General features: G+C 60.8%; 19 protein-coding genes. 8 read left to right on the forward strand and 11 right to left on the reverse strand.

What is annotated here, in order from left to right; all coding sequences use genetic code 11:
- The 8 genes from zwf (at position 1) to AB1E33_RS01010 (ending at position 11,132) form a co-directional block, all read left to right on the forward strand.
- Positions 1 to 1,452 (forward strand): glucose-6-phosphate dehydrogenase, encoded by a 1,452-nt coding sequence (gene zwf / locus AB1E33_RS00975; protein ID WP_372575386.1) that lies wholly within the window; start codon positions 1 to 3, stop codon positions 1,450 to 1,452.
- The gene (pgl, locus tag AB1E33_RS00980) at positions 1,449 to 2,120 is read left to right on the forward strand and encodes a 6-phosphogluconolactonase (protein WP_372575387.1); all 672 of its coding nucleotides are present in this window, start codon (positions 1,449 to 1,451) and stop codon (positions 2,118 to 2,120) included. Before zwf ends, pgl begins: the two co-directional genes overlap by 4 nt.
- Before the next feature lie 9 nt (positions 2,121 to 2,129).
- The gene (gene pgi, locus AB1E33_RS00985) at positions 2,130 to 3,734 is read left to right on the forward strand and encodes a glucose-6-phosphate isomerase (RefSeq protein ID WP_372575388.1); all 1,605 of its coding nucleotides are present in this window, start codon (positions 2,130 to 2,132) and stop codon (positions 3,732 to 3,734) included.
- Positions 3,735 to 3,903: 169 nt separating this feature from the next.
- Positions 3,904 to 5,523: a long-chain fatty acid--CoA ligase gene (locus AB1E33_RS00990; RefSeq protein WP_372575389.1), complete on the forward strand. Its 1,620-nt coding sequence runs from the start codon at positions 3,904 to 3,906 to the stop codon at positions 5,521 to 5,523.
- Positions 5,524 to 5,800: 277 nt separating this feature from the next.
- Entirely contained in the window at positions 5,801 to 6,769 is a 969-nt protein-coding gene (locus AB1E33_RS00995) for a TAXI family TRAP transporter solute-binding subunit (protein WP_372575390.1), read from the forward strand.
- A 101-nt stretch (positions 6,770 to 6,870) separates the two neighbouring features.
- The gene (locus AB1E33_RS01000; protein ID WP_372575391.1) at positions 6,871 to 9,483 is read left to right on the forward strand and encodes a TRAP transporter permease; all 2,613 of its coding nucleotides are present in this window, start codon (positions 6,871 to 6,873) and stop codon (positions 9,481 to 9,483) included.
- Complete coding sequence (locus AB1E33_RS01005; RefSeq protein ID WP_372575392.1) at positions 9,480 to 9,911, forward strand: universal stress protein; 432 nt, start codon at positions 9,480 to 9,482, stop codon at positions 9,909 to 9,911. The genes AB1E33_RS01000 and AB1E33_RS01005 overlap by 4 nt, the downstream gene beginning before the upstream one ends.
- A 75-nt stretch (positions 9,912 to 9,986) precedes the next feature.
- Positions 9,987 to 11,132 carry a fatty acid desaturase gene (locus AB1E33_RS01010; RefSeq protein ID WP_372575393.1) on the forward strand — a complete coding sequence of 382 codons (1,146 nt, stop codon included), beginning with the start codon at positions 9,987 to 9,989 and terminating at the stop codon, positions 11,130 to 11,132.
- Positions 11,133 to 11,136: 4 nt separating this feature from the next.
- Here AB1E33_RS01010 and AB1E33_RS01015 read toward each other — a convergent pair whose 3' ends face one another.
- From AB1E33_RS01015 to AB1E33_RS01065, 11 genes are all read right to left on the reverse strand, one after another.
- On the reverse strand, positions 11,137 to 12,846 hold the full coding sequence (locus tag AB1E33_RS01015; protein WP_372575394.1) for an ABC transporter ATP-binding protein: 1,710 nt from the start codon (positions 12,844 to 12,846) through the stop codon (positions 11,137 to 11,139).
- The gene (locus tag AB1E33_RS01020; protein WP_372575395.1) at positions 12,843 to 13,805 is read right to left on the reverse strand and encodes an ABC transporter permease; all 963 of its coding nucleotides are present in this window, start codon (positions 13,803 to 13,805) and stop codon (positions 12,843 to 12,845) included. Before AB1E33_RS01020 ends, AB1E33_RS01015 begins: the two co-directional genes overlap by 4 nt.
- Positions 13,802 to 14,779 carry an ABC transporter permease gene (locus tag AB1E33_RS01025; RefSeq protein ID WP_372575396.1) on the reverse strand — a complete coding sequence of 326 codons (978 nt, stop codon included), beginning with the start codon at positions 14,777 to 14,779 and terminating at the stop codon, positions 13,802 to 13,804. Before AB1E33_RS01025 ends, AB1E33_RS01020 begins: the two co-directional genes overlap by 4 nt.
- Before the next feature lie 48 nt (positions 14,780 to 14,827).
- The gene (locus AB1E33_RS01030; protein WP_372575397.1) at positions 14,828 to 15,433 is read right to left on the reverse strand and encodes a hypothetical protein; all 606 of its coding nucleotides are present in this window, start codon (positions 15,431 to 15,433) and stop codon (positions 14,828 to 14,830) included.
- Positions 15,430 to 15,819 carry a hypothetical protein gene (locus tag AB1E33_RS01035; RefSeq protein WP_372575398.1) on the reverse strand — a complete coding sequence of 130 codons (390 nt, stop codon included), beginning with the start codon at positions 15,817 to 15,819 and terminating at the stop codon, positions 15,430 to 15,432. The genes AB1E33_RS01030 and AB1E33_RS01035 overlap by 4 nt, the downstream gene beginning before the upstream one ends.
- An 85-nt stretch (positions 15,820 to 15,904) precedes the next feature.
- Entirely contained in the window at positions 15,905 to 17,470 is a 1,566-nt protein-coding gene (locus tag AB1E33_RS01040) for an ABC transporter substrate-binding protein (RefSeq protein WP_372575399.1), read from the reverse strand.
- Positions 17,471 to 17,598: 128 nt separating this feature from the next.
- Positions 17,599 to 18,327, reverse strand: coding sequence for an amino acid ABC transporter ATP-binding protein (locus tag AB1E33_RS01045; RefSeq protein ID WP_372575400.1), 729 nt, complete (start codon positions 18,325 to 18,327; stop codon positions 17,599 to 17,601).
- A complete protein-coding gene (locus AB1E33_RS01050; RefSeq protein ID WP_372575401.1) occupies positions 18,327 to 19,163 on the reverse strand; it encodes an amino acid ABC transporter permease in 837 nt (278 codons plus the stop codon). Before AB1E33_RS01050 ends, AB1E33_RS01045 begins: the two co-directional genes overlap by 1 nt.
- Positions 19,164 to 19,170: 7 nt before the next feature.
- Positions 19,171 to 19,986, reverse strand: a complete 816-nt coding sequence (locus tag AB1E33_RS01055) for an ABC transporter substrate-binding protein (protein ID WP_372575402.1) — start codon at positions 19,984 to 19,986, stop codon at positions 19,171 to 19,173.
- A gap of 25 nt (positions 19,987 to 20,011) precedes the next feature.
- On the reverse strand, positions 20,012 to 20,545 hold the full coding sequence (locus AB1E33_RS01060) for a DUF4329 domain-containing protein (RefSeq protein WP_372575403.1): 534 nt from the start codon (positions 20,543 to 20,545) through the stop codon (positions 20,012 to 20,014).
- Positions 20,546 to 20,606: 61 nt separating this feature from the next.
- Positions 20,607 to 22,187, reverse strand: a complete 1,581-nt coding sequence (locus tag AB1E33_RS01065; RefSeq protein WP_372575404.1) for an ABC transporter substrate-binding protein — start codon at positions 22,185 to 22,187, stop codon at positions 20,607 to 20,609.
- Between the last annotated feature and the right edge of the window lie 57 nt (positions 22,188 to 22,244).

Raw genomic sequence — 22,244 nt, forward strand, 5'->3', positions numbered from 1 at the left:
ATGGTATCGCGCGTCATCCCGGTCGAGCCCTTCGACCTCGTCATTTTCGGCGGCACAGGCGATCTTGCCCGGCGCAAGATCCTGCCCGCGCTCTATCGCCGGTTTCGCGCCGGTCAGATGCCCGCCGGATCGCAGGTGATCGGCGCGGCACGCGGGGACCGCTCGCTTGAGGACTATCGCGCATTCGTGCGTGCAGCGCTGATGGAGTTCGCGCTCGCTGATGCAGCTGAACACTTCGAGGAGGCGTTTCTCGATCTGGTACATTATGTGCAGATCGACGTGACGGGTGCCCAAGGTTGGGCTGAACTGGCTGAAAAACTGCAGCCCGGTCGCGTGTGCGCCTATTATTTCTCGGTCCGGCCGCGCCTTTTCGGAGCGCTGGCCGAACGCATACAGTCGCACGGACTGGCGACGCCGGACACACGGATCGTGGTCGAAAAACCCTTCGGCAACGATCTGGTCAGCGCGCGGGCGCTCAACGCCACGCTTGCCGCGCATTTTCAAGAGCGCCAGATTTATCGGATTGATCACTATTTGGGTAAGGAAACCGTCCAAAATCTGATGGCGATCCGATTTGGCAACATGATGTTCGAGCCGCTCTGGAACAGCCAGTATGTGGATCACATCCAGATCACCGTGGCCGAAACCGTGGGGGTTGGCGGGCGTGGCGATTATTACGACCGCGCGGGTGCGACGCGGGACATGATGCAGAATCACCTGATGCAGCTCTTGTGCCTGATCGCGATGGAGCCGCCGGCCAAATTCGACCCCGACGCGGTGCGCGATGAAAAACTCAAGGTGATCCGCGCGCTTGGTTTGGTCGAACCGCACCACATTGTGCGCGGCCAGTACGAGGCCAACGGCGATCTGCCCGGCTATCGCGGCGAGGTGGGCAATGAGCGCTCTTTCACCGAAAGCTATATCGCGCTCAAGGCAAATGTCAGCAACTGGCGATGGGCGGGTACGCCGATCTATCTGCGCACCGGCAAACGCCTGGTGGCGCGCTCCTCGGTCATCAACGTGGTATTCAAGGACGCGCCGCATTCGATCTTCGGTGAGCAGGCGGGGCGGCATGCCAACCTACTGTCCATCCGTCTGCAGCCCAACGAGGGCATTACGCTGAAGGTGACGATCAAGGAGCCGGGGCCGGGTGGCATGCGGCTGGTCGATGTGCCGCTGGACATGAGCTTTGCCGAGGCGCTGGGACCCGACAGTCAGAACGCGACCGATGCGTATGAGCGCTTGATCATGGACGTGATCCGGGGCAACCAGACGTTGTTCATGCGCGGTGACGAGGTCGAGGCCGCATGGGCCTGGACCGACCCGATCATCTCGGGCTGGACAGCGGCAGGTGATGTACCGAAACCATATGAGATTGGCAGCACGGGACCGGGCGACGCCGAACTGCTGATGAAACGCGACGGTCGCCAATGGCAGGGGATCAACCCATGAACCTGAGGGAATACGCGGATCGCGACATGCTGGCCATTGATGTGGCCAACATGCTGGCCGGAGAGCTTGAAACAGCGCTTTTGCATCATGACACCGTTTCGCTGGCAGTGCCCGGCGGCACCACGCCGGGCCCGATCTTCGACGTGCTCTGCGCCGCCGATCTGGAATGGGACCGGGTGCATGTGCTGCCCACGGATGAGCGGTGCGTACCTGCGGGTAGCGACCGTTCCAACGCGCGCCTGATCACCGAGCGGCTGCTGGTCAACCGGGCTGCACAGGCGCGACTCCTGCCGCTCTATGAACCCGCCGACGACCCCACAAATGTGCTCTCCGATCTCGAAGCGGGCATCGCGACGGAATTGCCGCTCTCGGTTTTGGTGTTGGGCATGGGGTCGGACATGCATACCGCTTCGCTGTTCCCGGGAATGCCAGGGCTGGCGGCGGCGCTGGATGCCCATGCACCTGCATTGGCTGTGGCGCAGCCCGAGACCCAGCCCGAAACCCGCATCACCCTGACCGCTCCGGTGCTGAACGGGGCGCTATCCAAACATCTGGTGATCTTCGGTCACGACAAGCGCGAGGTACTGGAACGCGCCAGAACCCTGCCCCCCGAAGAGGCACCCATTGCGGCGGTGCTTGACGGCATCACGGTACACTGGGCGGAATAGGACGATCTGATGTTCGAAGACTTGAGAGCGCTGAAATCCCGAACGGAGGCGCGCAGGATCACCGATCTGTTCGACGCCGACGCGACACGAGCAAGCCGGTTTTGCTGCGAAAGCTCCGACATGCGGCTGGACTATTCCAAGACGCAGATCGACGATGACATCCGTACCGCGCTGATTGCGCTGTGTGACAGCGTGGCGCTGGCTGACAAGCGCGAGGCCATGTTCTCGGGCGCGCCGATCAACGAGACTGAGGGCCGCGCTGTCCTGCACACTGCTTTGCGCAACCTCGATGGTGGTCCGGTCTCGGTTGATGGTCAGGATGTGATGCCTGAAGTTCTGGCAACTCTCGAACACATGCGGCGCTTTGCTGATGCGGTGCGCGGCGGTGCGTTGAAAGGGGCAGGTGGGGCCATCACGGATGTGGTCAATATCGGCATCGGCGGATCTGATCTGGGGCCTGCGATGGCGGTGCTGGCGTTGGCACCCTATCGTGACGGGCCGCGCTGCCATTTCGTGTCCAATGTCGACGGGGCCGATATTGCCGATACGCTACGCGGGCTTGACCCGACCCGAACGCTGGTGATCGTCGCCTCGAAGACGTTCACCACCATCGAGACCATGACCAACGCCCGCACCGCCCGCGCCTGGATGCGCGAGGGCGGTGGCAATCCCGCGAAACAATTCGCAGCGCTCTCCACCGCGCAGGATCTGACCGAAGCATTTGGCATCCCGGCGGATCATGTGTTCGGCTTTGCCGACTGGGTCGGCGGGCGATATTCGGTCTGGGGCCCGATTGGCCTGTCCCTGATGATCGCCATCGGACCGAAAGCCTTCGACGCGTTTCTTCGTGGCGGGCAGGCGATGGATCTGCATTTCCGCTCTGCTGAGTGGCATGAGAACATGCCGGTGATGCTGGCGCTGGTGGGCCTCTGGCATCATCAGGTCTGCGGCTATCCCAGCCGGGCAGTCCTGCCGTATGATCAACGGCTGTCGCGCCTGCCGGCCTATTTCCAGCAGTTGGAGATGGAATCGAACGGCAAATCCGTGGCGATGAATGGCGCCTCCCTGAGCGAACCTTCGGGTCCCATCGTCTGGGGCGAACCGGGCACCAACGGGCAGCATGCGTTTTATCAGCTGATCCATCAGGGCACCGGTGTTGTGCCGTGTGAATTCATGATTGCCGCCGAAGGGCACGAGCCGGACCTGGCCCATCACCACCGCCTGCTGGTCGCCAACTGCTTGGCCCAGTCCGAGGCGCTGATGCAGGGCCGCTCGCTGGACGAGGCCCGCGCGCGCATGGCGGCCAAGGGTCTGACGGGCGACGAGTTGGAGCGGCAGGCGCGGCACCGGGTCTTTGCAGGTAACCGGCCCTCGACCACACTGATCTATCCGCAACTGACCCCGTTTGTGCTGGGCCAGATCATCGCGCTTTATGAGCATCGCGTCTTTGTCGAAGGGATGATCCTTGGCATCAACTCCTTCGATCAGTGGGGCGTTGAACTGGGCAAGGAACTGGCCACCTCGCTGGGTCCCATCGTCGATGGTGAGCAGAGCGCGGAGGGCAAGGATGGCTCGACCGCCGGGCTGGTCGATTACGTGCTACGCTATCGCTGAGCATTCTTCCATCTTGTCAGGTCTGCATACGCCCGGCACAGTGCGGGGCGCGGGAGGAGAGACAGCGTGGCATTCGCTTGATGCGATGCGGCGACTGCTTTGCCCGTTTGGAGTGATGTGACACGACGGCCCCGGCAAAGGATGGGCCGCGGATTGGGAGGACACCACGATGCTCGGACAGATGATGACGCAACCTTTGCTGATTTCGTCCTTGATTGACCACGCCGAACGTTACCACGGCGAAGCGGAAATCTGGTCGGTTAACACCACCGGCGGGGTCGAGCAGACCGGCTGGGCGCAGGTGGCGGGCAATGCCCGGCGTGTGGCCTCGGTGCTGAGCGGGCAGGGGCTGGAACCACAAGCGCGGATCGCAACGCTGGCCTGGAACAACCGCCGCCATCTGGAAACCTATTTCGGCGTCTCCGGCGCGGGGTTCGTGCTGCATACGATCAACCCTCGGCTTTTCCCCGAACAGCTGGTCTATATCATGAACCATGCCGAAGACCGGGTGCTGTTGCTGGACGCCACCTTTGCGCCACTAGTGGCGCCGCTATTGCCGCAACTGGAAACAGTCGATCATGTGGTGCTGCTGGGGCCGCGCGACGAGGCGGCCGCAGCGCAGATACCGGGGCTGATATTCTATGATGAGTGGATCGCAGAGGGCGACCCTGAGTTCACCTGGCCGTCCTTCGACGAAAACACCGCGTCCAGTATGTGTTACACCTCGGGCACCACGGGCCATCCCAAGGGCGTTCTCTATTCCCACCGCTCGACGATGCTGCATAGCTTCGTGTCGAATACGCGCGACTGTATCGGGTTTTCGGCGCGCGATGTGGTGCTGCCGGTGGTGCCGATGTTCCATGTGAACGCCTGGGGGTCCCCCTATGCCTGTGCCATGTCCGGATCACGCATGGTGCTGCCCGGCCCGGGCCTGAGCGGTGAGGCGCTGGTGGGGCTGATTGATCGCTACAACGTCACGCTGGCCCTTGGGGTGCCGACGATCTGGCAGGGGTTGCTGGCCTATGCCCGCGGCACAGAGACCACGCTTGCAAGCCTGGAACGCACGGTGATCGGTGGATCGGCCTGTCCGCCCTCGATGCTTGCGGAATTCCGCGAGGATTACGGGGTCGAGACCATCCACGCCTGGGGCATGTCGGAAATGAGCCCGTTGGGCACCACCAACACGCCTCTGGCCAAACATGCCGACCTACCGGTCGAAGACCAGCACCGCCTGCGCGAAAACCAGGGCCGGCCGCCCTATGGCGTCGAATTGAAGATCGTCGATGATGACGGCCGTGATCTGCCCAATGATGGCGAAACACAGGGCGATCTGATGGTGCGCGGTCCCTGGGTGCTGGACAACTATTTCCGCAAACAGGACGAGGACCTGCTGCAGGACGGCTGGTTCGCCACTGGCGATGTGGCGACGCTGGATCCCGATGGCTATATGACGATCCGCGACCGGTCCAAGGATATCATCAAATCGGGCGGCGAATGGATCAGTTCGGTCGAGCTGGAGAACATCGCCGTGGCTCACCCGAAACTCGCCGACGCTGCGGTGATCGGCGTGCCGCATCCCAAATGGGATGAACGCCCCGTGCTTGTTGCGGTGAAGGACGAAGATCAGGAGCCCGCGCCCGAGGAACTGCTGCGCTATTTCGACGATAAGATCGCCAAATGGCAGATCCCCGATGCGGTTGTCTTTGTCGACACTCTGCCGCGCAATGCGACGGGTAAGGTCCTCAAACGAACCCTGCGCGATCAGTTTGCCGACGTGCTGGCCGGGTAACGAAATCCGGCGCGCCCGGAAAGGCGCATTACCGGCAGCGGGGAAATTCACGGCTTTGCGATCATATGTGAGGTCTGGGCCAAGCTTTGCCCTGCCAAGGCTTGACATCTTGTCGCGCCCGGTGACAGCTTGGTCCGCACTGGGAGCGTTAATTAAATCAAGTGCTTGGAATCGGTTGAAGAGGATCGGAAAGGTCCTGTAACCATTGAGGTCCGTAGAGGCGGGCCCGGATCGCACCTGATAACGCGCCCGCTAAAAAACACAGTGGGAGAAGTAAATGAAACATTTCGGAAAGCTGGGCCTTGCGTCGCTGGCGACCGCCGCCTTCATGGCTCCGGCAGCGATGGCCGAAGAATTCATCACCATCGGCACCGGCGGTGTGACCGGGGTCTATTACCCGACCGGTGGCGCGATCTGCCGTCTGGTAAACAAAGGCCGGAAGGAACACGGGATCCGCTGCTCGGTCGAATCGACCGGCGGTTCGGTCTACAACATCAACACCATCCGCGAAGGCGAGCTTGAATTTGGCGTTGCCCAGTCCGACTGGCAGTACCATGCCTTCAACGGCACCTCGAAATTTGAGGATGCCGGCCCGTTCGAAAACCTGCGTGCGGTGTTCTCGGTCCATCCCGAACCCTTCACCGTTGTGGCGCGCGCTGATTCCGGCGTCACCAATTTCGAAGACCTGAAGGGCAAGCGCGTCAACATCGGCAACCCCGGTTCCGGTCAGCGCGGCACAATGGAAGTGCTGCTGGAAGCCATGGGCTGGAGCACCGATGATTTCGAACTGGCGACCGAGCTGAAGGCGGCTGAACAGTCGGCGGCGCTCTGCGACAACCAGATCGACGCGATGGTCTACACTGTGGGTCACCCCTCGGGCTCGATCCAGGAAGCGACCACCGCCTGTGACAGCGTTCTGGTCAACGTGACCGGCGACACGGTCAGCAAACTGGTCGATGACAACTCGTTCTACCGGACAGCGACCATTCCGGGCGGCATGTATCGCGGCAGCGATGGCGACACCAACACTTTCGGCGTCGGCGCGACCTTCGTAACCTCGGCCGACGTTTCGGATGAAGCGGTTTATGCGGTTGTCAGCTCGGTCTTCGAGAACTTCGACGACTTCAAGAAGCTGCACCCGGCCTTTGGTCACCTCAAGCCCGAGGAAATGTCAAAGGACGGCCTGTCGGCCCCGCTGCATCCCGGTGCTGCGAAATACTACAAGGAAAAAGGCTGGATCGAATAAGATCTGCTGAAACGACGGGGCGCATCACTTGCGCCCCGTTTGCCCATCCGGGCCCAGAACCAGAACCGCCATCAAAGGCGGAGCGGACAGGGAGATGACGCATGGCCTCTGACACACAGGGCAATCGCCCGCTCAGCGAAGAAGAACTACAGGATCTGGTAGCCTCCTCGGATGCCGGTGCCCGCGATCCGGTTGGAAATGTCGGGCTGTTCCTCGCCATCGTGGCGGTGATCTGGTCAGTGTTTCAGGTCATTCTTGCCTCGCCTTTGTCCAACTACATCCTGCCCGGCAGCGTTGTGAACAACTCGCGCCAGATCCATCTGGCCTTTGCCATGTTTCTCGCGTTTTCCGCCTATCCTGCGTTGAAATCCAGCCCGCGCAGTTACATCCCCATCCAGGACTGGATCATGGGGCTGGCGGGCGCGTTCCTGGCGCTTTATGGCTATTTCTTCTACAACAAGATCGTTGACGCGGGCGGTCTGGCCGATGACGTCGACAAGTGGTTCGCGCTGGTCGGCCTGCTGCTGCTGTTCGAGGCCGCGCGCCGTGCGCTTGGCCCGGCAATGGCGATCATCGCGACGATTTTCCTGGCCTATGTCTTTTTCGGCGCGTCCTCGTGGGTCCCCGAAGTGATCCGCTGGAAGGGTGCCAGCCTGCAAAAGGCGATGAGCCATATGTGGATCACATCCGAGGGCGTATTTGGCATCGCACTGGGCGTGTCCACCAAGTTTGTCTTCCTCTTCGTGCTGTTCGGCGCGCTTTTGGATAAGGCAGGTGCGGGCAACTATTTCATCAAGATGGCCTTTGGCGCGCTGGGACACCTGCGCGGTGGCCCGGCCAAGGCCGCTGTTGTGGGTTCTGCCGCCACGGGTCTTATCTCGGGCTCGTCGATCGCCAACGTTGTGACCACCGGCACCTTCACCATCCCGTTGATGAAGCGGGTGGGTTTTTCGTCGGAAAAGGCAGGCGCGGTCGAGGTGGCCTCGTCGGTGAACGGTCAGATTATGCCCCCCGTGATGGGTGCGGCGGCCTTCCTGATGGTGGAATATGTCGGCATTTCCTATGTCGAGGTGATCACCCACGCCTTCCTGCCAGCGGCAATTTCCTACATTGCGCTGGTCTATATCGTGCATCTGGAAGCGGTGAAGCGGAACATGCCGACGCTGGGTGACCGCGTTGTCTCGATGGGTCGGACAATCGGTGGCATGGCCATCTTTTTCGTCGGCTTCGCGGCGCTTTGTTATGGGGTGCAATACCCGATCAAAGCCATCATCGCGGTGATACCGGGGGCGTCGGGCCTTGTGCTGTCAGCCCTTGTTGTCCTCGTCTACCTGTTGCTCTTGAAACTGGCCTCGGGGGTCAAGGATCTGGTTCCCGATGATCCCAATGCCAAAGAGGTCGAACTGCCGGTGATCGCCGAGATCTACAAGGCGGGTCTCTATTACCTTCTGCCGATCATCGTGCTGGTCTATTTCCTGATGATCGAACAGAAATCGCCGGGCCTGTCCGCGTTCTGGGCCACGACGCTGCTATTTGCGATCCTGCTGACGCAGAAGCCGCTCAAGTCAATCTTCCGCGGCGAAAACAAAACCGCCAATGCCTTCATGGAAGGCGTGATTGATCTGTGGCAGGGGTTGATCGATGGTGCGCGCAACATGATCGGAATCGCGCTGGCCACGGCCACCGCAGGCGTGATCGTGGGGACCGTTACACTAACCGGCGTGGGGCAGGTGATGGCCGATCTGGTCGAGTTCCTGTCGGGCGGTAACCTGATCGCCATGCTGGCGCTGGTCGGGCTCTTGAGCCTCATCCTCGGGATGGGTCTGCCGACCACGGCGAACTATATCGTGGTCAGCTCGCTGATGGCCGGTGTGGTCGTGGAACTGGGCGCGCAGGACGGGTTGATCGTGCCGCTGATCGCGGTGCACCTCTTCGTCTTCTACTTCGGGATCATGGCCGACGTGACGCCACCTGTTGGTCTGGCAAGCTTTGCTGCCGCTGCTGTGTCCGGGGGCGATGCGATCAAGACCGGTTTCACTGCGTTCTTCTACAGCTTGCGGACCGTGGCGCTGCCCTTCGTGTTCATCTTCAACACCGATCTCTTGTTAATCGATGTGACCTGGATGCAAGGGATATTGGTCGCGATATCCGCCACCATCGCCATCCTCGTCTTTACCGCTGGCACCATGGGCTATTTCCTGACCAAGAACCGCATCTATGAAAGCGTCGCGCTGATCCTTGTGGCCTTTGCGCTGTTCCGGCCCGATTTCTTCATGGATCGTATCTCACCGCCGTATCAGTTGATCGAACCAGCGGGTCTGGTTGAAGCGGTCGGTTCCGCCCCTTCGGGTAGCGAGATGCGGATGACGGTCGAAGGGCCCGATTTCGACACTGGCGAGATCAAGGAAACCACGCTGCAGCTCACAATTGGCGAAGAAGAGGGTGGTCAGGCCCGCGTTGACGCGCTTGGTCTGATGCTGCTGCCCGAAGATGGCATCGTGAAACTGGACGAGCCGCTCTTCGGCACACCAGTGGCCGATGATCTGGACGAGTTCGACTTCTATGCGGATGACCCCGTCCGTCTGATGACCGTCCTCGCCCCGCAAAGCCAGCCACCCAAGGAACTGGTCTTCATCCCCGCGCTGCTTTTCCTGGGCCTGATCGCCTTCCTGCAGCGCGGCCGTGCCGCAAGACAAACAGAGGTGACCGCATGACCCGCTCCGTTCTTTGTGCCGTCGATGCTGGCAAGCCCGAAAGCGATGCCGAGGTGCTGCGTCAGGCAGCGCGCCTGGCTGACCTGGATAATGCGCAGCTGGATGTCGTCACCGTGTTGCCGGATTTCGGCGAATCCTTTGTCTCGCAATTCTTTGAGCCGCAGCATCATGAGCACGCCATCCAGCAAGCGCAGCAGGCGTTGGAGGCTCTGGGCAAATCGGTGCTGGGCGAGGCGCGCAACGCCAAGGTGCGCCACGTGGTGGCGACCGGCTCGGCCTATCAGGAGATCCTGAATACCGCCGAGAGCGCAGGCAGCGACCTGATCGTGATCGGTGCGCATCGGCCTGACCTCAAGGACTACCTGCTGGGCCCCAACGCCGCGCGCGTGGTGCGGCATTCGACGGTGTCGGTCTACGTAGTGCGCTGAGCTGCGCCTATTCGGTCTTGCCTTGATCCGGACTCAGACGTCATTCTGGCACGGCTTCGAGTGTGGGGATGAGACATGCAATACCAACCTCTGTCCCAGGTCCGTGATACGCTGAAGGTCCAGTGGTACCGCTCGCGCATGCCGCCCGAACGGTTTCGTGCGCTGTCCCGGCGCAGCGACCGGCAGGGCTGGAAACAGGCGGGCGGGCATCTGGGCCTGTTCTGCCTGACCGGCGCCGCGACCTATCTGGCCTGGGCGCAGGGCCTGTGGCTGCTTTTTGTGGTGGCGCTGTTCTGTCATGGCACGGTCGCCAGTTTCTTTCGCGGCACTTCGACCCATGAGCTTGGCCATGGGACCGTGTTCGAGACCCGCTGGCTCAACAAGCTGTTTCTGTATCTCTTCAGCCTGATCAGCTGGTGGAACCCTTTCGACTATGCCGCCAGCCACACCTATCACCACCGCTATACGCTGCACCCCGAAGGCGACCGCGAAAACCTGCTGCCGCTGCATCCCAATGTGGGTCGGACATTCCTGTTGCAGCTGTTCACGATCAACCTGCTGACCCAGCCGGGGCGCACCTTTGGCAAGGGGGGACTGCTGTCGACGATCCGGATCACGATGCTGGACGCCTTGGGCAGGCTCGGTCCTATCGACATCCCCGCCAATGAGTGGCTGCAGGCCCTGCATCAGGATCAGCCCGCTCAGCATCGCCGGTCTATCTGGTGGTCGCGGACGCAATTGGCCTTTCACGGCGCGGTGCTAGCGCTGGCGATTGCGACCGGGCAATGGGTTCTGCCGCTGATCCTGACCGTGCCCAGCTATATCGCCAACTGGCTCAGCTATTTCGTGGCACTTCCCCAGCATTGCGGACTGATGGAGAATACCACCGATTTCCGCAAAAGCACCCGCTCGATCCGCCTGCCGAAACCTGTCGAGTTCCTGTACTGGCACATGAACTGGCATACCGAGCATCACATGTATGCGGGCATCCCTTGCTACAACCTGCCGGCGTTGGCCACCGAGATCAGCGATGACATGCCCGAACCGCGCAGCCTGCGCGGGGCCTGGCGCGAAATGCTCGACACATGGGAGCGGCAGAAGTCGGACCCGGGTTACGCCTTCGACACACCTTTGCCCGCCACGGCAAAAACCGAGCGGCGGCGACCAGCAGAGCAGGGCGAGGCGTCGATCGGAGACCTCGCACCTGACGAGCTGACGTGACGGCTCAGCTTTCCGCCACGAGATTCTCGGTGGACAAGTCATCAAGCCTGGGCATCAGCTCCAGCAACTCGCGCGCATAATCTGTCTGCGGATTGGCGAACAACTCGTCGGTGGTCTGGATCTCGGCGACCTTGCCGCCCTTCATCACCGCGACGCGGTCGCACATCTGACGCACCACCGGCAGATCGTGCGAAATGAACAACATCGTCAGGCCCAGATGCTCCTGCAGGTCCTTGAGGATGTTCAGAATCTGAGCCTGAATTGACACGTCCAGCGCGCTGGTGGGCTCATCACAGATCAGGAACCGGGGCTGAGTCGCTAGCGCCCGGGCGATCGATATCCTTTGCCGTTGCCCGCCGGAGAACTCATGCGGGTATTTCACTGCGGCCTCGGCCCCCAGGCCGACCTGGTCCAGCAATTCGCGCACGCGCGTGTCGATGGCACCGCCTTCCAGCAGGCGGTGGTGGCGGATCGGTTCAGCCACGATGTCATCCACCCGCATGCGCGGATTGAGCGATGAATAGGGGTCCTGGAAGATCATCTGGATGTCCTGACGATAGGCGTTCAGCGCCGCCTTGTCGCTCAGGTCACTGACCACCTGTCCGTCAAACGTGATGCGGCCTTCGTCGACGTCGTAAAGCCCCGCGATCATCCGCGCGACCGTGGACTTACCCGAGCCGGATTCGCCCACTACACCGAACACTTCGCCCGGTTTGATATCGAAACTCACCGAATCCACGGCGGTGAAATACTCCCGATCCCAGGGCAGCAGCCCCTTGCGCAGCAGAAAGCGCTTGGTGATGCCTTCAATCTGGAACAGCGGTTTTGACATGTCATTGTCGGTCTTGGGCCAGTTCCGCGCCAGATCCTCAATGGCAAAGCGGGTTTCGCGCCCGCCGTAGCTGATCTGTGGAAAGCGGTGCAGTTTCAGCGTCGGGCGCGGCACGGCGGCGATCAGCGACTTGGTATAGGGGTGCTGCGGGTTGCCCATGATCTCATGGGTGGGGCCACTTTCCACCGGTTCGCCGTCATACATCACCGTGACCAGATCGGTGGTTTCGGCGATCACGCCCATATCATGGGTCACCAGAATCACGCCGACCTGACGTTCGCGCGCAAGCTCCTTGATCAGGTCGAGGATCTGCGCCTGCACCGCAACATCCAACGCAGTGGTGGGCTCGTCGGCGATGATGACATCGGGGTCCGAACAAAGCGCCAGCGCAATCACCACCCGTTGTCGCATACCACCAGAAAATTGATGCGGATACTGATTGAGCCTCGCATCGGGGTCGGGGATGCCGACCCGGTCGATCAGATCACGGGCACGTTTGGTGGCCTCGGACTCTGAAATGACGTGATGGGCCAGAATGGTCTCGACCAGTTGTTCCTTGACCGTAAAGAGTGGGTTGAGCGAGGTCAGCGGGTCCTGAAAAATCATCGAGATGCTGCGCCCGCGCAGTTTGCGCATCTCTTCGTCATCCAGCCCGCTGATCTGGTCGCCTTTGAAACTGATGACGCCGGCGGTGATATGGCCGGGCCGTTCCAGCAGCCCCAGCACCGCCGCGCCGATGGTGGATTTCCCGGCCCCGGATTCGCCCACCAACCCGTGGATCTGGCCGGGCTCGACCGTAAGCGAGGCATGATTCACCGCCCGGAACACCTTGCGGCGGGTGGGAAATTCAACGGTCAGGTCTTTGATATCAAGTAAGGTCATCGCAGCTTTGGATTCAGGGCGTCGCGCAGCCAGTCGCCCAGCAGGTTGACGGAAAGGGCAAGCGCCAGAAGGGTGACGGCGGGAAAGAACAGGATCCACCACTCGCCGGAGAACAGGAACCCCTGACCAATGCGGATCAGGGTGCCCAGCGAGGGCTGGGTGGGTGGTGCGCCGACGCCGAGAAAGCTCAGCGTCGCTTCGGCGATGATCGCCAGCGCCAGCGAGATGGTCGAGATCACCAGCACTGGCGACAGCACGTTGGGCAGGATATGGCGGAACATGATTGGCAGCGAGCCGCGCCCGATCAGCCGCGCGGCCTGCACATATTCCTTGTTCTTTTCGACCAAGGCGGCACCGCGCACCACGCGGGCGAACTGCACCCAGTCCGACAAGGCGATGGCGATGATCAGCACCCAGATCGCCATCTGATTGCGGTATTCCGGCGGGGTGAAACCCTTGGCGATGCCAAAGATCAGCATCGCGACCAGAATCGCCGGGAAGGTCAGCTGTACATCCGCGACCCGCATGATGAGGGTCTCGACCCAGCCGCCGACATAGGCCGCAACAAGGCCAAGGATCACGCCGATGATCATCGCCAACAGCACCGCCGAGATTCCCACGAAAAGCGAAATCCGCATCCCATAAAGGATGGTCGAGAATACATCGCGCCCCTGATCGTCAGTGCCCAGCAGGAAGGTTTCCTGCGTGAACGCGTTGGGCTGACCCGGTGGGGTGAAGCCGTTCATCAGGTTCAGCGTTGCAGGGTCAAACGGGTTATGCGGCGCGATCCAGGGTGCAAAGAGCGCGGCCAGAAACAGCACTAGCACAACCAAGAGCGCCACAATGGCCACCGGCGAGTGGCGGAACGCGTAGACGAAATCGCTGTCCCAGAACCGGGCCAGCCGGGATGGGGCAGAGGCAGTTGGGGCAGGGGCGGGTTTTGGAGTTATGTCGCTCATGCGGTCCTCCCGTCGATGCGCAGGCGCGGATCGATGGCGTAGTAAAGCAGATCAACGATCAGGTTGATTGAGACGAACATTACCGAGATCAGCATCAGATAGGCGGCCATCACCGGGATGTCGACGAACTGGATCGCGTTGATGAAGAGCAACCCTACGCCCGGCCACTGGAATACCGTCTCAGTGATGATCGCAAAAGCGATGATCGAACCCAGTTGCAACCCCGTCACCGTTATCACCGGCACCAGCGTGTTCTTCAGCGCGTGGCGGAAGTTGACAACCCGGTCGCTCAGCCCGCGGGCACGGGCAAAGCGGACATAATCGGCGCGCAGCACCTCGAGCATCTCGGAACGGACCAACCGCATAATCAGCGTCATCTGATAAAGCCCCAGCGTGATCGCGGGCAAGATCAGCGCTTTGAGACCTGATATTGTCAGAAACCCGGTGGACCAGTTGCCGATCTTCACCGTCTCGCCGCGGCCGAAACTGGGCAACAGGTCCAGTTCGACCGAAAAGACATAGATCAGCAAGATTCCGATCAGGAAGGTGGGCAGAGAGACCCCGATCAGACTCACCGTCATGATGGCATTTGCGGCAAATCCTTGTCGTCGGATCGCGGTGAAAACACCCAATGCTATGCCCAGCGAGATCGCCAGAAACCCTGAGACTGCGGCCAGTTCCAGCGTGGCCGGCGCGCGTTCTGCGATGATGGTCGAGACCGGACGGCCCTGCCGGTAGGAGACGCCGAAATTGCCCTCGACAGCGCCTTGCAGGAATTTGAAATATTGCACCACGAACGGCTTATCGAGGCCCAGATCGCTTCGCAACCGCTCGATATCGGCCTGGGTGCGTTCCTGCCCCAGCATGTTGTCGATCGGGTCGCCGACAAAGCGGAACATCGAAAACGCGACCAGCCCGACCACGAGCAGGACGATGACGGACTGGAAAATACGGCGGAGAATGTAAGTTAGCATTCCGGAGAATGAATATTACAGCACTCCGGTGGTCAAGCTGAAAACCGCTCAGAGCAACCTGCGATACAAAGGCCAGACAAGACAGGCCCGTCGCATGGCAGCCAGAAACCGCCAACCCTTGATCCGGTCATTGACCTCTTCGGCATAGATCGCCGAATAAAGGTCGGGCGTTTTTTGCCCGGTGATCCTGTCATCGGATTGGAAACCTGCCCAAAATGCGGATTTGAACACTTGCGCCGGCCATAGGCGGCTTTTGGGATCTTTCGCGTCATCATAAAACAGCGCGCCCAGAAATGTAGAGATCGCCCCGACGATCAATGTTGTGACTGCGGTGCGCTCGTCATCGGGCAATGGGTATGCGGACCCCTGGCCTGCGAATACACCGGGCAGCCAAAGCGAAAATGCGAACCCGATCCGCGTTGCAATGGCGATCAGGGCAAAGAGCCCGAACCACCAGAGGAAAATGAACAGGGTGCAGAGCGGCATAAGCCGAGGCAGCGTCCATTGCCCGATCCAACGCAGGACCAGCGTTGTCAGCAACACGAGAAACAGCACCAAGGTCATACCCCAATTGGGGTCCTGAAAGTGCATATACGCGCCGGTCAATGACGCCACAAAAATCAGCAGCAGATCCAGTGCATGTTTCTTCGTCATGGCGCGATCTTATTGCCGTGTTTGTCGAAGACATGCTGCGGATTGTGATCGCACCGCAACACCGCCTTGCCAGCAGCCGTAGTGCCCGGATGCAGATCGCTTGGCGGGCGCCCAAATGTGCACCCTTTGAAGACCTTGCGGACGATCCCCGAAATACTGCCCATGGCCTGCGCCTTCAATTGCCCGCCCGTCAGGTCAGGCGTGCCAAAATTCTTGAACTTGTCGGACAGGCCGGGGATCGGCACGGCCCGGCCACCATCGGTTCTGCCAAGCGCCTCGCTGGCATGCAGGGCCTCAAGCAGTTGCATATCCGAATCCATCCGGATCATCATCAGCTTGAGTTCATCGGGGTTCAGATCGCTGTCTTCGCGGAATTCAAGATCCATGAAAATACCTCAAAACAATTGCGCAAAATGCGTGCGCGCAGTCCCGAGATTATCACAAATGCAAGGGTCCGAGAAGCGAACCGGGTCAGTTCACACTCACCCAGCGCAGGATGAAGAAATTGTCGGGTCGCTGGGTCAGTTCGACAGTGCTGCGGGTGCCCCAGACCAGCGGTTGCACGTAAAGCGGCACATAGGTGTGTTCGTCTTGGATGATCTGGGTCACCTCATCCAGCATCATCTGACGCTTGCCCGCATCCAGTTCGGACTGGATCAGGGGCAGCAATTCGTCGACCCGCGCATTCGAGAAGCCACCGAAGTTCCAGCTGCCCAGTTTCTTATCGGGGTTGGGCGTGGTGACCAGAAACCGGATCGGATGCTCGGCGTCGAAGGTGCCCGGGCTCCAGCCCAGCAGGTACATGTCGTAATTGTCTTCGCGCAGTTCCGGCCAGTAATTGCGGACCGGCATCGCATCCAGTTCGGCATTGATGCCGATCTGGGCAAGCATGCTGACCACGGCCTGACAGACCGCCTCGTCATTCAGATAACGGTCATTGGGGCATTTCAGCCCGAATGAGAACCCGTCCGCATAGCCCGCCTCGGCCAGCAGCGCCTTGGCTTTCTCCACATCAAATTCAGGCCGATCGGCATGGGCGGCGGAATAGCCGCTCATCGCCGGGCTGACCAGTTGCGAGGCTTCCTCGGCATTGCCGCGCATGATGGTGGAGAGGATGGCGGGCACGTTGATGGCATGGGCCACCGCCTGCCGCACGCGGGTATCGCGGAACGGGTTTGGTTGACCTGCATCGTCGCCGTATTTCAGCACTTCGGCCTCATGCGGGAAGCCGAGCATGATCACCCGCGCTTCGATGCCCTGAATGATCTCGACCTCATCGCTTTCCTTGAGCCGCGCGGCATCCTGAATGGGCACCGGGTTGATCATGTCCACATCCCCCGACAGCAGTGCCGCCACGGCGGTGGCGGGGTTCTGGATCGGCGTGAACTCGGCCTGGGTGATGTTATGCGTGGCCTCGTCCCACCAGCCCTCAAAAGGCTCAAGCACCGTGCGCAGGCCGGGCTCGCGTGCTGTAACCTTGAAGGCGCCAGTGCCATTGGCGTTCAGCGTCGCATGGTTGCCATTGTCCTTGTCGGGCAGGGTGGCCGCGTTTGCCTCGGCCCAGCCGCTATCCATGATCATCCAGTTGGCGATCGAGCCGGGGAAGATCGGGTTGGGGCCATGGGTCAGGACATCGATGGTGTAGTCATCAACGATTTTCACCTCTTTGACCGGGGCAAACCAGCTATTGGTATCCGCCACCTCGTTCGAGGCGCGTTCATAGGAGAACAGCACATCCTCAGCGGAAAAGGCGCTGCCATCATGAAACGTGACCCCCTCACGTAGATTAAAGCGCCATCCCTCGCCGTCGCCGATCGGTTCCCATGACACTGCCAGCGCGGGTTCGACATTCATGTCCTGATCGCGGCGAACCAGCCCCTCGTAGACATTGTTCAGAAAGCCCAGCACCGGGGCGGAGTTGACCGCGTGCGGGTCCAATGTCTGCGGATCTGTGGTCGAGGCCCATTTGAACTCGGCGGCCTGCGCGGCCCCGGTTGCCAGCAAGACCAGCCCAATGGCGGAGGATCTGAGGAACATGGCGAAAACTCCCTGATGGTATCGCAAACATGTTTGAGGATTTAACGGGCGGCGTAAAGGGCAAGCATGTTCAATCCCGCGGCATCGGGCCGATCGGCGTAAAAGGCGCTTGCAACAGCCTTGTCGGCTTAGAGAACTGCGCTCAGAAAGGCTTGCGTTCTGGCCTGTTGCGGGGCGCCGAAGAGCTGCTCGGGCGGGCCTTGTTCAAGGATGCGGCCATCGGACAGGAAACAGACCTTGTCGGCAACCTCGCGGGCAAACCCCATCTCATGCGTGGCCATCACCATGGTCATGCCCTGCGCCTTGAGCTGGCGCAGCACGTCCAGCACCTCGCCCACCAGTTCAGGATCCAGCGCCGAGGTGATCTCGTCGAACAGCATGATCTCGGGTCGCATGGCCAAGGCGCGGATGATCGCTACGCGTTGCTGCTGGCCGCCCGAAAGCTGGTCGGGATAGTGCTGCATATGTTCGGACAAACCGAATCGGTCGAACAGTCCGGCGATGTCCGGGCGCAGTTGATCGCGTGACAGCCGTTTGATCCGGCGCGGGGCCAGCATCACGTTTTCTTCGGCCGTCATATGCGGAAACAGGTTGAAGCTCTGGAACACCAGACCGATGCGCTGGCGCACCGGTTGGGGGTCACGCTCGGGGTCCGAGATATCCTGCCCGTCCAGTTCGATGAAACCGTCATCGATGGGTTCCAGCAGGTTGATGCAGCGCAGCAGGGTGGATTTACCCGAACCCGACGCGCCGATCAGGCAGACCATGTCCCCCTCGTTCACCTCCAGATCAAGACCGTCGATCACCGGCTTGTTCCCAAAGGATTTCTGCACGTTACGCAGCACCAGATGCGTCATCAACTGCGCGCCCTGTTCTGTTTTGCAATCAGGTAATCTGCATAGCGCGTCGCGGGGATCGTCACGCAGAGAAAGATGATCGCGGCCACCACATAAGGCGTGAAATTGGCCAGCAGCGACTTGAATACGCCTGCCTGGCGCAGAACCTCGACCGGGCCGATGAACGAAAGCAGCGCCACGTCCTTTTGCAGCGCGATGAACATGTTCATGTTGGCCGGCACCACCCGGCGCAGCGCCTGCGGCAGGATGACAAAGCGCATCGTGTCGGATTTCGACATTCCCAGCGACAGGGCGGCGGCGCGTTGCGAGGCGTGAATGGACTCGATGCCCGAGCGGTAGATTTCCGCCACATAAGCCGAATAGGTCAGGATCAGCGCCAGTGAGCCCCAGATATAGGGCGAGTTCCACGGCCGTGGCAGGCCCAGCCCCGGCACGCCGAAGCCGATCAGATAGACCACCAGCACCACCGGCACGCCGCGAAAGATATCCGTATACAGGATCGCAAACAGCCGCAGCGGATAGAGTGCGGGATTGCGCACGTCACGGCAGAGCGCGATTACCAGCGCCCAGACCGCGATCAGCGGCGCGCACCAGGCAAAGATCGCCACGTCCAGCAGAAAAGCCTGCACCAGTTTGGGGAAGGTTCTAAGGAAGACTTCTCCGTTGAAGAAGCTTTCCTGCACCGCCTCCCATCCCGGTGCCAGTGGCACCAGAACAACGATCGCCCCAATGACCAGAAGCGTCGAGAGCGAGGCGATCACGATGCCGCGTCGGCGGGCGCGCGTCTCGTGAAGCTCGCGCCGAGTCTTGCCCGGCGCTGCCGGGGCCAGTGTCATTCCGCGCTCATTTGATTACGGGAACACCAGTGTTCTGGGCCAGCCATTCATCTTCGAGAAGGTCCATCTTTCCTTCGCTGGTCAGTTCGGCCAGCGCGGCATCGACGCATTCCTTCAGCGGGTTATCCTTGGTCATCAGCATCCCGAAGCGATCAGGATTCAAGGTCCGGTCCGCCGGGAACTGACCAAGCAGGACCCCGTTGTCGAGCGTCACTGCCGACAGATAGAGCGCGGTCGGCAGATCGAACAGCGCGGCATCGATCTGATTGGATTTCATCGCCTCGACCACATCGGCGTTGTCATTGTAGAGCAGCGGATCGGAGTCCGGACCGACCAGATCCTGCAGCATCGGCACTGCCGTGGTGCTGGCCTGCGCCCCCCATTTCAAGGTCTTGAGCGACTCGAATGTCGGCGTTGCCCCGCCCTCGACGACGGGTTTCGTCGTCAGAACCGCCATTGCGGCGGAATAGTAGGGGGCCGAAAAGTCAACTACCTTCGCGCGATCCTCGGTGATCGAGAATTGCTGCAGATTGACGTCGAAATTCTTGGCACCGGGCTGAATCGCCTCGTCGAAGCTGGTGCGCACCCACGCAACCTGATCGCTGGAAAAGCCCATCTTCTTGGCCACGGCATAAGCCATCGCGGCCTCGAAACCGCTGCCGTTGGAGGGGTCGTCCTCCAGTACCCAGGGGAAATACGCCGGGTTGCCGGTGGCGATGGTCAGGGTGCCCTCGGTCAGGGTCTTGCCAGTGGCACAGGCGTTCTGGGCCAGTGCGGAACCGGCGCTCAGGGTCAGGATGGCGGTCAGGGTCATCAGGCGCATATCGGGTCTCCTTGGGTTGGGCGTGTCACTCGGTTTCGCGCAGGTCGAGCTCGTGCAGAGTATAGAAATCAGCGACGGGCGTACCACCGTTTGGATCATAACTTGGGTCCTGAGGCAGGCAACCGGGGCCGCATAGCAGCCGCGCGGTGCCCTCGATCCCGTCGATGAACCAGAATCGACCGCCCGGCGTCGCCACGTAGCCGTCCACGCCATCCTCCATATCAGCAACCACATCGGAGGAGGAGGGAACCTCACTGTCCACCGCGAGATCATGGGCGGCATGAGTGTGAAAACTGGCCAACGGCTGAACATAGGTCCCGGACGGATACTCGGGCCTGCAACTATCGGTGCCCCCGCGTCTGGGGTCCGAGATGATCAGCTGACCGTCCAGATCCTCACCGATGAAGCCGCAATACTCGCGGTTTTCTGCAAAGGACTCGGCCTGCAACACGCCCAGCATCTCATAGGCGGCGTCGGTCACGTCGACATATTGCGCCTCGGCGCGGCTGGCGCCAGTCAGGACAATGCAAAGGGCAAACAGGGCAAAAATCAGGGGCATCGAACACAATCGTCAAACGAAACGGGGCGCAAAGGCGCCCCGCTTACTTGTCAGGTTCACGTTACTGCATCGTGAAATATTTGATCTTCGGCGAATCCTCGGGCTCTACGATAGTGCCGACATTGGACTTCATGCCCCAATTCAGCACCTGGTGGTGGATCGGGATATAAAGCTGGTCATCCTGAACCACCTTCCAGATCTCGGCGATCATCTCGTCGCGCTTGGGCAGGTTGGTTTCCGAGGCCAGCGCCACGATCTTGGCGTCGAGATCCGGGTTGGTGTACCGGGTGCCGTTCCACGAGCCGTACTTCTCACCCTTGGTGTGGGTCAGGAAGTTGAAGATGTATTCCGAATCGTAGGTCGGAACACCCCAGCCCAGCATGTAGAAATCCGTTTCCAGATTGTTGATCAGCGGGAAGTGCTGCGCCTTGGGCTTGGCATCCAGGTTCACGGTGATGCCTATCTGCGCCAGCATGCCGACGGCGGCCTGACAGATCGCCTCATCATTGATGTAGCGGTCATTCGGGCAGTCAAGCTGGATCGAGAACCCGTCCGGGTAGCCCGCCTCGGCCATCAGCGCCTTGGCCCCTTCGATATCGGTCGAGGAGGAGCCATCCATGTCCTCATCCCAGCCGTTCACGAAAGGTGGCGCAATCATGCCCGCCGGGGCCGACTGGCCGCGCATCACCACCTGCTGGATCGCATCGCGGTTGATCGCCTTGGACATGGCCTGACGCACACGCACATCCGAGAGCGGGTTCTTGCCCTCGACATTGTCGTTGGAAAGATCCGCGTCGCCTTGGTTCATGCCAAAGAAGATCACCCGGTTTTGCGGCGCGGTGCGCACATCCAGACCGTCGGTGCCCGCGACCCGCTCTAGGTCCTGTACCGGCACGTCCTGAATGATATCCACCTCACCCGACAACAGTGCCGCAACACGGGTCGCGGGGTTCTGGATCGGGGTATAGATGATCTCGGTCACTTCCAGCGGAAACTCACTCTTGCCCCAGTAATTCTCGTTGGCCGCCAGAACCGTCTTCACATCCGGTTCGCGGCTGACAAGTTTGTAGGGGCCGGTGCCATTGGCGTTCTTGGCTGCGAACGTGTCTTCGCCGCCCTCATAGTCCTGAACCTTCACGGCGTTGTTGGCCTCGGCCCAAGCCTTGTCCATCATGAACATGTTGGTCAGGTTGTTGGGCATGATCGGGTTCGGACCATCGGTCTCGATCTCGACGGTGTACTTGTCGGGCGCGCGCACCTCTTTCACCGAGGCCAGCAACTCCTTGTAATCGCTGTCTGGCGTCATGGCGCGGTTGAGCGAGAACACAACGTCTTCACTGTCGAACTCGGCGCCGTCATGGAAGGTCACGCCTTCACGCAGTTTGAACACCCAGACATTGGGGTTGTCCTCGGACGGCCCCCATTCGGTGGCCAGCGAGGGCACCAACGTGCCGGAATGGTCGCGCATAACCAGTGTTTCCATGATCTGGTGCGCTAGAGCCGATGTCGGTCCTTCATTCTGGGCATGCGGGTCCAGCGTCAGCGAGTCGCCCGCACGCGCCCAGCGTAGCGTTTCGGCCGAGGCTGCTCCCGCCATCAGGGCGGTGGCGCTTGCCGCAAGCATGAGATGTCTGAGTTTCATGAATATCTCTCCCATTATCGTAGTATTGCCGGTTTTCCGGCTTGAACGCCCCGGCGC

Origin of the sequence: Ruegeria hyattellae (assembly GCF_041537925.1) — a bacterium.
Classification (GTDB): Bacteria; Pseudomonadota; Alphaproteobacteria; order Rhodobacterales; family Rhodobacteraceae; genus Ruegeria_C.